11 protein-coding genes and 1 pseudogene are annotated in these 12,604 nt (G+C 62.5%); 6 read left to right on the forward strand and 6 right to left on the reverse strand.

Annotated features, from left to right (window positions below; genetic code table 11):
• Positions 1-297, reverse strand: a pseudogene (locus tag MOV61_RS23080) (multidrug transporter); the annotation flags it as partial.
• The gene (locus MOV61_RS23085; RefSeq protein WP_247138249.1) at positions 294-914 is read right to left on the reverse strand and encodes a TetR/AcrR family transcriptional regulator; all 621 of its coding nucleotides are present in this window, start codon (positions 912-914) and stop codon (positions 294-296) included. The pseudogene MOV61_RS23080 and the gene MOV61_RS23085, both read right to left, overlap by 4 nt.
• A 130-nt stretch (positions 915-1,044) precedes the next feature.
• Between MOV61_RS23085 and MOV61_RS23090 the strand changes: the two genes are divergently transcribed.
• The 3 genes from MOV61_RS23090 (at position 1,045) to MOV61_RS23100 (ending at position 4,153) form a co-directional block, all read left to right on the forward strand.
• Complete coding sequence (locus MOV61_RS23090; RefSeq protein ID WP_247138250.1) at positions 1,045-1,407, forward strand: VOC family protein; 363 nt, start codon at positions 1,045-1,047, stop codon at positions 1,405-1,407.
• 243 nt (positions 1,408-1,650) lie between these two features.
• Positions 1,651-3,429: an ABC transporter ATP-binding protein/permease gene (locus MOV61_RS23095; protein ID WP_247138251.1), complete on the forward strand. Its 1,779-nt coding sequence runs from the start codon at positions 1,651-1,653 to the stop codon at positions 3,427-3,429.
• Between the two features lies 1 nt (position 3,430).
• A complete protein-coding gene (locus MOV61_RS23100; RefSeq protein ID WP_247138252.1) occupies positions 3,431-4,153 on the forward strand; it encodes a DUF1003 domain-containing protein in 723 nt (240 codons plus the stop codon).
• An 87-nt stretch (positions 4,154-4,240) separates the two neighbouring features.
• On the opposite strand, the gene MOV61_RS23105 is transcribed toward MOV61_RS23100, so the two are convergent.
• The gene (locus tag MOV61_RS23105; RefSeq protein ID WP_247138253.1) at positions 4,241-5,125 is read right to left on the reverse strand and encodes a GyrI-like domain-containing protein; all 885 of its coding nucleotides are present in this window, start codon (positions 5,123-5,125) and stop codon (positions 4,241-4,243) included.
• Between the two features lie 249 nt (positions 5,126-5,374).
• Here MOV61_RS23105 and MOV61_RS23110 point away from each other — a divergent pair, with 249 nt between their 5' ends.
• Positions 5,375-5,872 carry a hypothetical protein gene (locus MOV61_RS23110; protein ID WP_038545163.1) on the forward strand — a complete coding sequence of 166 codons (498 nt, stop codon included), beginning with the start codon at positions 5,375-5,377 and terminating at the stop codon, positions 5,870-5,872.
• Positions 5,873-5,936: 64 nt separating this feature from the next.
• Here the strand turns inward: MOV61_RS23110 and MOV61_RS23115 are convergent, their stop codons facing one another.
• The 3 genes from MOV61_RS23115 to MOV61_RS23125 form a co-directional block, all read right to left on the reverse strand.
• Entirely contained in the window at positions 5,937-6,647 is a 711-nt protein-coding gene (locus MOV61_RS23115; RefSeq protein WP_247138254.1) for an alpha/beta fold hydrolase, read from the reverse strand.
• Between the two features lie 98 nt (positions 6,648-6,745).
• A complete protein-coding gene (locus tag MOV61_RS23120) occupies positions 6,746-7,801 on the reverse strand; it encodes a dipeptidase (RefSeq protein WP_247138255.1) in 1,056 nt (351 codons plus the stop codon).
• A 53-nt stretch (positions 7,802-7,854) separates the two neighbouring features.
• Complete coding sequence (locus tag MOV61_RS23125) at positions 7,855-9,924, reverse strand: ATP-dependent helicase (RefSeq protein ID WP_247138256.1); 2,070 nt, start codon at positions 9,922-9,924, stop codon at positions 7,855-7,857.
• A 321-nt stretch (positions 9,925-10,245) separates the two neighbouring features.
• On the opposite strand from MOV61_RS23125, the gene MOV61_RS23130 reads away from it, so the two are divergent.
• Together MOV61_RS23130 and MOV61_RS23135 are read left to right on the forward strand one after the other, a co-directional pair.
• Positions 10,246-11,259: an iron ABC transporter substrate-binding protein gene (locus MOV61_RS23130; protein ID WP_247038355.1), complete on the forward strand. Its 1,014-nt coding sequence runs from the start codon at positions 10,246-10,248 to the stop codon at positions 11,257-11,259.
• Positions 11,260-11,330: 71 nt separating this feature from the next.
• A partial coding sequence (locus MOV61_RS23135; RefSeq protein ID WP_247138257.1) for an iron ABC transporter permease occupies positions 11,331-12,604 on the forward strand: 1,274 nt, incomplete at its 3' end.

A 12,604-nucleotide genomic window follows, 5' to 3' on the forward strand; every position in this document is an offset into this window, starting at 1 on the left:
CTGGGCGGCATGCGCCAGATCCAGTTCGGCCTGTGAGCGGGCAAGCGCTGCGCGGGCCGCGGCGACGGCGGCCTCTTCACTGGACGAGTTTAGCCTGAAGAGCGGCGCGCCGGCTGTGATCGTGGCACCTTCGGCGATATCGACTTGAGTGAGCCGGCCGGCACTTTCGGCACCGATGAACAGCGTATCTGCTTCGACCCAACCCTGGTAGGGGCGTGGCGGCTTATCGGCGAAGAGGAAGGGCAGGGCGGCAATGGCGGCGCCCGCCAAGAAAACGATGATGAGGATACGCTTCACTTCGCTCCTCCTTCCGGCACGAACAGGGTTTCGAGAAAAGCGTCGAACAGTTTTTGGGTGTCGAGATGCTCATAAGCCTCGAACAACGTCGTCCACACGATCGACAGCAGCGCCGGGGCGATGACGATCTGCGGCACGTCGGCAATGGCTGGATTGCGCAGGTCGCCGCGGGCGGCCGCCCGTTTCAGGAGGATACGCAGCACACCAAGACCCTTGGAGATGATGTCGCGGTGGTAAAATTCGGTCACGGAAGGAAACATCGGACCTTCGGCGAGGATCAGCCGCAGCAGATGGCGGCGGTCGGTCTCCAGCACCTCGCGTTTGAAAAGAGCGTAGAACATCGACACCGCGAAACGCGGCGCGATCGCCTCGTTGGTTACCAGCCCCTCGATCTCTCCGAGGATGGGCGTGGCGATGCCGGAGACGAGTTCGGTGAACAGCGCCTCCTTGTCCGGGAAATGCAGGTAGACGGTGCCCTTGGCGATGCCGGCACGGGCCGCGACATCCTCCATCCGGGTGGCGGCGAACCCGCGCTCGGAAAAGCAGGCGAAGGCGGCGGCCAGGATATCGGCTCGCCGCTGTTGAGGGTCGCGTTTCTCTCTTTTCCTCTCGGGCATCGTCTATATTCTCAGCTATGACTGACTGGTCGGTCATTAACACGGATGAGAATAATTTACAAGCGCTGTAGCGGGAAATGGGGATGTTGGGTAACTCTGGGGATGTGGTCGGAAACCTTTGGAGGATATCGTGCCGCTCGGCAGGCTGGTGATCTATGCGAAGGACGTCGAGGCGACAGCGCTTTTCTACGAGACGCATTTCGGTTTCAGGCCGATGCGGCTGCCGGGCGACAGGATCGTCGAACTGGTAGCGCAGGACGGCGGCGTCAATATCATGCTGCATCCGGCCGGCCGGGGGCTAAGGAGCGGCCAGGCGATCGTCAAACTTGTCTTCGACGTCGAAGATGTCGAGGCGTTCTGCCGGCGAAGCGCCGAAAACGGCCTGGATTTCGGCCCCATTCACAAAGCCGACGGCTATGTCTACGCCAATGCCAAGGACCCGTGCCTGAACTCCGTTTCAGTTTCCAGCCGAGCCTTCCGGAAGGCGGGTTAAAGCGGTGCCGCGTCAGCGTCTGCGGGACCTGGTTTGCCGATCCCGGTGAAATATCTTTTCGATTAGGGTATTCTCTTCAAGGAAATCTGAGGATTTCTCGTTTAAAACCATCAGTGGGGCGATTGGAAACAGCGTCAGCGGTCGCGCGGGCGACCTTCGCTCCCCATATCTGTAGAGGCCGTCCTGCCGTGGTAAGGGTGCGGCGCCGTTGAGAGTTGATCAGTCGCAAGGAGTTCGGACACGATGACGCAGCCCCCGGAGACGGCACTGCAGAATTTCGAGCTTTCCCTGGGGGGCCAGCTCCGCATGATGGGCAAGGCATTCTGGAATGCGCCGGTGCGCAATCGCGTCCTGGTGCTGATCTCGGCATTGCTCATCGTCATCTTTGCGACGACCTATGCGACATACCGGCTGAACGAGTGGAACGGGCCGTTCTACGACGCGCTGGAACGGCGCGACATGCCGGAATTTCTGAACCAGCTCGTCGTGTTTGGCATTATCGCCTTCTCGCTGACGCTCTTGAACGTCGTCCAGCAGTGGCTGAACCAAATCACCGCGATGCGGATGCGCGAGGGGCTGGCACGTGATCTCGCCGATGTCTGGCTGAAGCCCGGCCGGGCGCTCAAGCTCGGCGGCGCAGGCGCGATCGCCAGCAATCCCGACCAGCGGCTGCACGAGGACACGCGCATCCTGGCGGAAAACACCACGGCGCTGGCGATCGGGCTCGTCAACTCGACGATCCTGCTCGCAAGCTTCATCGGCGTGCTCTGGGCGATCTCGTCGGATTTCGCCTTCCATTTCGGCAGCCGCACCATTTCGATCCCCGGTTACATGGTGTGGACGACGATCCTTTATGCGCTGTTGGGATCTGTGCTCAGCAACGTCGTCGGCAACCTTTTGCCGCGGCTCAACGCCGAGCGTTATGCGCGCGAAGCGGACCTGCGCGCGGCCCTGGTGCGGGCGAACGAGAACCTGAAGCCGATCACGCTCGCACGCGGCGAGGCAAGCGAGCGCCTCCGGGTGGATTTCGCGATCGAGGGCGTGCTGGGCATGCTGCGCAAGCTCGCCTGGGCGCTCGCCAACCTCACCTGGGTCTCGGCCGGGTTCGGCTGGCTGGCGCTGGTGGCGCCGATCATCATCGCGTCGCCGATGTATTTTTCCGGCGAACTTTCCTTCGGCGGGCTGATGATGGCGGTCGGGGCCTTCAACCAGGTCAACCAGGCGCTTCGCTGGTACGTTGTCAATTTCAGCGTCATCGCCGACTGGCGGGCGACGCTGAACCGCGTCTCCTCCTTTCGCCACGCACTGCTGACCATGGATACGCCGGCTGGGGAGGGCGGGGTAATCGCCTATCACCAGACGTCCCGGGGGGAAGGTATCAGCGTTTGCGGCGTCACGGTCTACGGTGCGCCCGAGCAGGGCGCGGCCGGGCACGGGGTGCGCGTGGTGGAGGGCGATTGCGCCATCAAGCCGGGCGAGCGGGTGATGATCAACGGCGATCCGGGCGCCGACCGGCATCTGTTCTTCCAGGCGCTGGCCGGCATCTGGCCCTGGGGGCGCGGCGAAATCGGCCTGCCGCCGGTGGGCAGCATGATCCTGATGCCGCAGGACGGATACCTGCCGACGGCAACGCTGCGCGAAGTGATGACCTATCCGGCCGGGCTGAGCAACATCGACGACAAGGCGCTGGCCGAGGCCCTGGAGAGGGTCGGGCTCGACCGCCTCGTGCACCGGCTGGACGAAGTGGAGCGCTGGGACCGGCTGCTCGACAAGGACGAGGAGGCGTCGCTGTCGATCGCCAACGCGGTGCTGCGCAAGCCGGACTGGCTGATCATGGACGACGTGCTGGAAGGCCTGGAACCGGAAACCCAGGAGCGGCTGTTGGGCGTGCTCAGCCGTCTGGAAGGCGTGACGCTCATCTATATCGGCCGTTCGGAAGAGTTCCGGAAGAAATTCTCGCCGCGGCTCTTCCACCTGTCACCGCTTCAGGTGCATGCAGAAAAGACCAGCGTAGAGGCATGACATGGGCAGGCATATGACGTCGACCAATACCGGGCAATGCGTCGTCTGCGGTCGCACCTTTCCGTTATCGAGACTGCACAGGGCCGGGTATCTGCGGCCGAACCTCGTCGCGATGGTGGCAGAGGAAGTTCCAAGCTGCACCGCCGACAGCTATATCTGCGACGAGGATCTCGGCCGTTATCGCCGCCGTTATGTGGAAAAGCTGCTCGACGAGGAACGCGGCGAGCTTTCCGACCTCGACAAGCGCGTGCTCGACAGTTTTGAAAAGGGCGCCTCGACGGTGCAGACGAGCGCCGTCAACCTGCTCGAGCGCAACCCCACCTTCGGCGAGCGGGTGGCCGACAAGGTCGCGTCCTTCGGCGGTTCCTGGACGTTCATCCTGAGCTTCCTCGGGGTGCTCTGCGTTTGGATGGCGGTGAACGTCGTCGGCCTGTTCGCAGTCCCGTTCGATCCCTATCCGTTCATCCTGCTCAACCTGGTGCTCTCCTGCCTTGCGGCGCTGCAGGCACCGGTCATCATGATGAGCCAGCGGCGGCAGGAAGAGAAGGACCGGCTGCGTTCCGAAAACGACTACATGATCAACCTGCGGGCCGAACTGGAAATCCGCCAGCTGCACGAAAAGATCGACCACCAGATGGCCCATCAATGGGAGCGTCTGGCGGAGATGCAGCAGATCCAGATAGAGCTTCTGGAACGGCGCGGTGGCGGGCGGAGCCCGAGCTAGGTCGCGAACTCTTATGCCAAATGAGAGAGGGTGAACGGCGGCCTGTCCGCTTTGACGATCGGAAGACCAGGCCGCCGTCCAGCGCTACTATTTCAGCGGCAGGAACAGTTCCACGACGACATCATGGACCTGCGCGCCCGGGAAGAGGGAGAAGTGCCGCTGGCAATAGATGGGAAAGTCGCGTGCGTCCTCCCCACTGGCTGGAAGCCAATCCCGATAAAGAAAGAGCGCGGCGGGTTCTAAATTGTGGGTATCGTGGAAGACGCGCAGGACCGCACAGCGCCCGCCCGGAATCACGCCTGGTTTCATCTGTGCGTCATCGGTCGCAATTGGCAGGTCAGTCCCGACACACAGGTCCATGCTATAATCGGCCGGGATCGCAGGCGTTCTCTCAGAACGGAAGACGTTGAAGGTCGGGCTCGTCTCAGGCGATAAGCCGGCCGCCTTGCGCCAGGCAATGAAGCGCTGGATGGTGTCGCCGAGTGTTGCCCGGTCGCCCCGATGCTCCATGATCGCCACCGGCGTCGGGGGGACATCGCGGATAGTCACGTCGTCGTTGGTATAGGTAATCTGCATGAGCTTGCTCCTCGCATTGTTCAAAGGCCCGAAGGCCGCAAGCCACGGTGCCCAGTCGGGCGACTTCCGGAATGATGAAGGCGATTGGCCAAGCCTTTGCCGAAAGGCGCGGGCAAAGGCGTCGGGTGCATCGTAACCGGCATCCATCGCTACGTCCGTGACGCTTGGAGCGTCCTTCGAAGCCAGCCGGTGCGAAGCATGCTTCAAACGCGCAAGCTGGACATAGCGATGCACGGACACCCCGAAGGTGGACGCGAACTGCCGGTGGAAATGGTATTTCGAGAACGCCGCGACGCCGCTCAACACGTCCAGGCCCAGATCATCGTCCAGGTGCTGGTCGATATGGTCCAGCACCCGCTGCATTCGGGCATGGTAGTTTTCAAGTGGCGCCTTCATAGTCTTCCTCCGTGGCGACAGCATCTACGCCCTTTCAAATATGACGCGCTCGACCGATCTTGCGGTTTGGCATGGATCAGCAGGTGCCTGCCAGCGATGGCGGAAGGGGAGGTGGCAAACCCTAACGCGAGTTTGGCCGGATCGCCGGCTTTTGAGCGTTTGCTCCACCCATTCTTAAAGGGCTGCGTGCTAAATGGTTTTTGCCGCCGGTTAAAGCATCTGCGGTTCCCATCTTTCTAGGATTCCCAGATGAAAAAAGCTCTTCTCATTGGCATGCTCGTCCTGGCCGCTCCCGCGCTGGCCCAGGCGAAAACACTCAAATTCCCGAGCGACGCCCCGATCGCCAGCATCAATATCCCCGATAGCTGGAACCCGAAGGAAACCGAGACCGGCGTCGATGCCACGTCCAAGGACAGCGCCGTCTATCTCTCCGCCGATGTTGCGGAACTGAAGTCGATGGACAAGACGGTATCCGACGCCATCGATTTCCTGAAGGAGGCTGGCGTCACCGTCGATCCCAAGACGATGAAGGAAACTCCGGTCGAGGAGTTCAACGGCATGCAGATGACCACGCTCGACTGGGACGGCAAGGACGAGAACGGCCCGGTGAGCGTCGGGCTTGCACTGATCCAGACATCGCCGACCGAGGGTCTTGTCGTCACCTATTGGGGAACCAAAGGCGACGAGGAAAAGCATCAGAAGGAACTGGTCGACATCCTGCTGTCGATCAAGCCGATCGCAAAGTGATATCGGGTGCGGCGGCGGTTGTTTCCGTCGCCGCTTTCGTCTCGTCGGACTGAGTGGCGAAAAGTCAGCCGATGAAATCGTGGATGATGCGGGCGACTTGTTCCGGCATTTCGAGCTGCAGCATGTGGCCGCTCGGCACCTCCATGGATGCCCAGGACGAATCGGCGCCAACCCTGGCGTAGATGCCGGAAAAGATTTTCGACTGGTCGATATTGGCTGAGACGTAAAGTCTTTTCGTGATCTTCTGATGGTCACCCGACAGTTTGATCTTCTGGATCATCGTCGCGAACGGTTGCGGTGAGCGGCTGGTCATGTAGTGGCGCAGATGTTCCGGCACGCGGGTCGCGTGACGGGCAGGAGGCGGCACCGCGACGCCGCCGAGTTCGCCAGCCATGGCGAGGTTGGCCATCGCCACTTCCGGGCCGAGCAGATCGAGAGCCGACTGGCCGTTTTCCGGCAGGAAAGCGTCGAGATAGGTCAGCGTGTGGATGCGGGCCGCGAAACGATCGGCGACCCCTGTGATCACCATGCCGCCGTAGGAATGGCCGACGAGGTCGAACTCCTCCAGGCCTTCCGCTTCGACAAGGCCGCAGACATCGCCGATATGGGTGTCGAGATTGATGGCGCCCGAGAAGAGGTGTGTGCGTTCGCCGAGCCCGGTGAGGCTCGGCACGAAGACCTGGTGGCCCATGCCCCGCAGAATATCGGCAACCGGCGTCCAGCTCGCGCTCGAACCCCAGGCACCCTGCACCAGAACGATTTTACGGCTGGCCATTCATCCCCTCCCGTCTGAACGATGCCGGTTGTTTCCCATCCGGCTCCGGTGGAGTCAATGCGACAGGTGGGGGGACAGGTTTGGCGGGATACGGCTGTTCAGCCGTTCTTCCAAGTGAGGCGGAAGACGCGGAGCCAGTTGTCGAAGGCGAATTTTCTCAAGGTCGGCTCGTCGAAACCGGCTTTGCGCATGGCAGCGAAGAGATGCGGCAGGCCGCTTGCATCCCCGATCTCGCGTGGAACGACTGTGCCGTCGAAGTCCGACCCGAGCGCCACGCGGTCCACGCCAACGCGGTCGATCAGATATCCGATGTGGGAGACAACGGTGTCGAGAGGGGTGTTTTCGTCCAGATGTGCATCGGCACGGATATCGTAGACGGCGAGGTTGAAGCCGATGACCCCGTCTGTATCGCGGATGGCGTCAAGCTGCCGATCGGTGAGATTACGGGTGGAGGGGCAGAGTGCATGGGCACAGGCATGCGTGGCGACGAGGGGAGCGGTGCTCAAGGCCGCCACATCCCAGAAGCCCCGTTCGTTCAGATGCGCAAGGTCGATCATGATGCCGAGGGCATTACAGGCTCTCACTAGTTCCTTGCCAATATCCGTTAGGCCGGGACCGGTGTCGGGAGACCTTGGAAAGGCGAATGGAACGCCGTAGCCGAAGATATTGGGGCGGCTCCAGACCAGGCCGAGGGAGCGGAGACCCGCCGTATGGAGGATATGGAGATAGTCGAGATCGGGACCGATCGCCTCGGCGCCTTCCATATGAAGAACGACCGCGAAGGCGGATTCCGCCCGGGCGGTCTCGATGCTGCCGACATTGGTCGCGAGGCGCATCCGGCCACTTGAGCGGCGGATCAACAGATTGATGGCGGCAAGCTGGGCGTCGATCAGCCGGCGGGCATAACCCTCCTCCAGGGCGTCGGCATAACGAACCTCGTAACCATCATTGGTGACCGTCAGATCGTTTTCCGGCTTGCGCTCCGGATAGGCATGCAGCGCAAACAATCCGCCGACCAGGTGCCCTTCGATCGCGCGGGGAAGATCGAGATGGCCGGTCTCCGACCGGATGAGGAAGTCCCGACCCGCAGGCTTATAGTCCAGCATGAACTGGACCGCATCGTTATGCCCGTCGAAGACTGCGATTTTTTCCATAAGAATTCGTCCGGTTCCGGGGCAGATTGCTGGCGAGTCTTAGGACAGTTTTGTTACCGCCACATGCCGCGCATGCGGGCGGTGACGTCGATGCGGACCTGGTGGCGGGCCTGCCGTTCGGCGTCGGTCATCTGGGCGGCGACCGGCCAGGCGGCGGTTTCGAAGAATTGCAGCAGCGTCGCCGGGATGAAGCGGGTGCGGGCGGCATAGACATGGCGGTCGCCTTGCGACGCCTGGCCGTGCACGAAGAAACGCTGCGGCGTCATCAGATGCAGGTGGTCCTTGGCCCGCGTCATCGCGACGTAGAGGAGGCGGCGTTCCTCCTCGACCTCGGCGGTCGAGCCGACGCCGAGGTCGGAGGGGATGCAGCCGTCGACGCAGTTCAGAAGAAAGACCGAGCGCCATTCCTGACCCTTCGACGAATGGATGGTCGAGAGGATCAGATAATCCTCGTCGAGCAGAGGCGTGCCGGATTCGGCGCTGGTCGCATCCGGCGGATCGAGCGTCAGTTCGGTAAGGAAGCGTTCACGGGAGGTATAGCCAGAGGCGATCTGCTCGAGCTGCAAAAGGTCGGCCTTGCGGGTTTCGGCGTCCTCGTGAATTCGAATGAGATGCGGTTCGTACCAGAGACGGGCGAGGCCGATTTCGGACGGCCAGCCCTGGCCTTTGCGGACGGCGGCGAGCATGTCGACGAAGGCCGGCCAGTCGGCACCGGAACGTGGCGGAGCGGGGATTTCCTGGAGGGCTGCGAGCGGTTCGGGGTCGGTGGCGATCACATCGAGGATCTTTCCGGCCGTCTGCGGACCGATGCCGGGGATGAGCTGCATCAGCCGGAAACCGGCGACCCGGTCGCGCGGGTTCTGGGCGAAGCGCAGCGCCGCCAGCATGTCCTTGACATGGGCGCTGTCGAGGAATTTCAGGCCGCCGAATTTCACAAATGGGATGTTGCGGCGGGTGAGCTCGACTTCCAGCGGGCCGGAATGATGGGAGGAGCGGAACAGCACCGCCTGCTGTTTCAAAGTCATGCCGGTTTCGCGGTTTTCGAGGATCTTTTCGACGATGTAATTGGCCTGTTCGGCCTCGTCCTTGACGGCAACGAGGCGGGGGCGCTCTTCCGACTGGCGCTCGGTCCAGAGGTTCTTGGTAAAACGCTCGCGGGCGAGATCGATGACGCCGTTGGCGGCGGCCAGAATCGTATTGGTCGAGCGGTAATTGCGGTCGAGCGTGACGATGTTGGCCGGCGGATCGAACGTGTTCGGGAAATCGAGGATGTTGCGGATCGTCGCTGCGCGGAAGGAATAGATCGACTGCGCATCGTCGCCGACGACGGTGAGGCCGATACCGCCGGGTTTCATCGCCATCAGGATCGACGATTGCAGCCGGTTGGTGTCCTGGTATTCGTCGACGAGGACGTGGTCGAAACGGCCGCCGACATCCTGCGCAATCGCCGGCTCGCTCATCATCTGCGCCCAGTAGAGCAGGAGGTCATCGTAATCCAGCACGTTCTGGGCCTGCTTGGCCTCGACATAGGAGGCGAACAGTTCGCGCAGCTGCTTTTCCCAGGCGGAGCACCAGGGGAAATAGAGTTTCAGCACCTCGTCCAGAGGCGTTTCCGAATTCACCGCTCGGGAGTAGATCTGCAGGCAGGTGCCTTTGGTCGGAAACCGGTTCTCGGTCTTCGAGAAGCCGAGTTCGTGACGCACGAGGTTCATCAGGTCGGCGGAATCTTCCCGGTCGTGGATGGTGAAGTCGTGGTCGAGGCCGATCTGTTCGGCGTAGAGGCGCAGCAGGCGGGCGCCGATGCCGTGGAAGGTGCCGGCCCAGGAGAGCGCGTCGGTCATGATGCCGGCATTGGCGCCCAGAACCTGCGCGCAGATGCGCTCGACGCGGCGGCTCATTTCGGAAGCGGCGCGGCGGGAAAAGGTCATCAGCAGGATGCGTCGCGGATCGGCGCCCGAGACGATCAGGTGCGCGACGCGGTGGGCGAGCGTGTTGGTCTTGCCGGAACCGGCACCGGCGATGACCAGCAAAGGCCCGGCCGGGCCGCCCTTGGGGACGTCCGAGCCGTGCTCCACCGCGCGCCGCTGCGCGTCATTCAGCTTTTCCAGATAAGCAACAGCCATGCCCGTTCCCGATGTGTTCGAATTAGCCATAGCTGATTCGTGCGCCTACGCGGAAATCGGCATTGCCGTGCATGCGGCAAGTCACCAACTTGCATGCGTGCCGGAACATTGCGATCATGCTGGCGGCGGTATTTCCGCCCAAGTGCAATTGCGTTCCAAGGGCTGGTGCTGCGACCAATTCGCTTCCGGCCCTGTATCTGTTTGTATTTCAAACGTAAATCACGTTTTTGTTATGTGGCCTCTCGAAATAAACTTGACCACAAATCTCTGCTTTGGTTATGACGGCCTCGTCAAATTCCTGACTCTCTTGCGGAGGCGATCTTGAAAACTTCGTTCACCTTGGCTGCGGGCGTTGCCCTGGCTGTTTCTGTTCTCGCTCTTTCCTCGCCGGCTTCGGCGCAGGTCAAGGATAGCCTGACCATCTATAATGCCCAGCACGAGGGGCTGACCAAGGAATGGGCGCAGGCCTTCACGGAAGAGACCGGCATCGTCGTTACCATCCGCCAGGGCGGCGACCTCGAAATCGCCAACCAGATCGTGCAGGAAGGCGCCAATTCGCCGGCCGACGTGTTCCTCACCGAAAACTCGCCGGCCATGGCGCTGGTGGACGGCAAGGGCCTGTTCGCACCGATCGACAAGGCGACGCTCGACCAGGTTCTGCCGGGCTTCCATCCGGCCAACGGCAACTGGGTCGGCATCGCTGCCCGCTCGACGGTTTTTGCCTATGACAAGACCAAGCTGACGGAAGACAAGCTACCGAAGTCGATGCTCGACCTTGCCAAGCCGGAATGGAAGGGCCGCTGGACGGCTTCTCCGTCGGGCGCCGATTTCCAGGCGATCGTCGGCGCGCTGCTGCAGCTCAAGGGCGAGGAAGCGACCGCTGCCTGGCTGAAGGGTATGAAGGAAAATGCGACCCCGATCCGCGGCAATTCGACGGCGATGAAGGCAGTCAATGCCGGCCAGTTCGAAGGCGCGCTGATCTATCACTACTACTATTTCGGCGACGTGGCGAAGACCGGCGAAAACACCAAGAACGTCGGCATGCATTATTTCAAGAACCAGGATCCGGGCGCTTTCGTGTCGATCTCAGGCGGCGGCGTCCTCGCCTCCTCGAAACACAAGGAACAGGCCCAGGCCTTCCTGAAGTGGGTTACCGGCAAGGGCGGCCAGAAGGTCCTGCGCGATGGCACCTCCTTTGAATATGCCGTCGGCAAGGGCGAGGCTTCCAACAAGATGCTGACCCCGATCGCCGACCTACAGGCCCCGAAGGTCGAGCCCTCGACCCTCAACAACGCAAAGGTCACCGACATGATGACCGCCGCCGGCCTGCTCTAAAAGCGGTCGATAACAGTTGCATGGAGACATCGCAGGGCGTACCTGCGATGTCTCGTATTTTCGGACCGTCAATGACTTCCACCACAGATACCCGGATCTCCATCGCGCCGCGACACCGCCTGCCGGCGGCATCGTTCTGGACGCTGACGATCGCGGTCGTGGTGGCTTTGCTGGCGCTCCTGCCGCTCGGCTTCGTGTTGTGGGCGGCGGCGGTGACCGGCTGGGAGATGGCCTCGCAGCTGATCTTCCGCTCGCGGGTCGGCGAGCTGCTGGCCAATACCGTCCTGCTCGTCGTCTTCACCATTCCGATCTGCGCCGTGCTTGGCGTTTCGCTCGCCTGGCTGACCGAGCGCAGCGACCTGCCGGGCGCGCGTTTCTGGTCCTGGCTCTGCGTCACGCCGCTTGCCGTGCCGGCCTTCGTGCATTCCTATGCCTGGATCGGAATGTGGCCCGGTTTCAACGGCCTTCCCGCCGGCGTGGCGATCTCGGTCGTCGCCTATTTTCCGTTTCTCTATCTTCCGCTTTCGGCCGCCTTCCGGCTGCTCGACCCGGCGCTTGAGGACCAGGCGGCATCGCTCGGGCTGGCGCCTTTCGCCGTTTTCCGGCGCGTCGTGCTGCCGCAGCTGCGGCTTGCCCTTTGCGGCGGGGCGCTGCTGGTCGGCCTGCATCTGCTGGCCGAATACGGCCTCTTCGCGATGATCCGCTTCGACACGTTCACGACCGCGATCATCGACCAGTTCCAGTCCACCTATAACGGCGTTGCCGCCTACATGCTGGCGCTGGTGCTGGTGCTCTGCTGTTTCGTGCTGCTCGGCCTTGAAGCCTCGTTGCGCGGCCGCAGCCGGTATGCGCGGCTCGGGTCCGGCGTCGCTCGGCGGCCGAAGGTCGCAAGGCTCGGCAAGTGGAAATACGCTGCCTTGCTCGTGCCTGCGGTCACCGCCGCGTTTGCGCTCGGCATCCCGGTGCTGACCCTTGGTCGCTGGCTGATTGCCGGCGGTGCAGGTGTGTGGCGGATCGACGAGGTTGGGCTGGCACTGTGGCAGACGCTGGTCATCTGCCTGATCGGCGGGATCGCCACGACCGCCGCCGCCGTGCCGATTGCCTGGCTTTCCGTGCGCCGGCCGACCCGTGCCAGCCGGTTCCTCGAAGGCTGCTATTATCTCGCGAGCTCGATGCCGGGCGTCGTCGTGGCGCTGGCGCTGGTGACGATCACCGTGCGGGCCATGCTGCCGCTCTACCAGAGCGTTGCCACCATCGTGCTTGCCTATGTGGTGATGTTTCTGCCGCGCGCGCTGGTGAGCTTGCGCGCCAGCATCGCGCAGGTGCCGGTCGAGATCGAACAGGC

This window comes from Neorhizobium sp. BETTINA12A (assembly GCF_023006485.1).
GTDB lineage: Bacteria > Pseudomonadota > Alphaproteobacteria > Rhizobiales > Rhizobiaceae > Neorhizobium.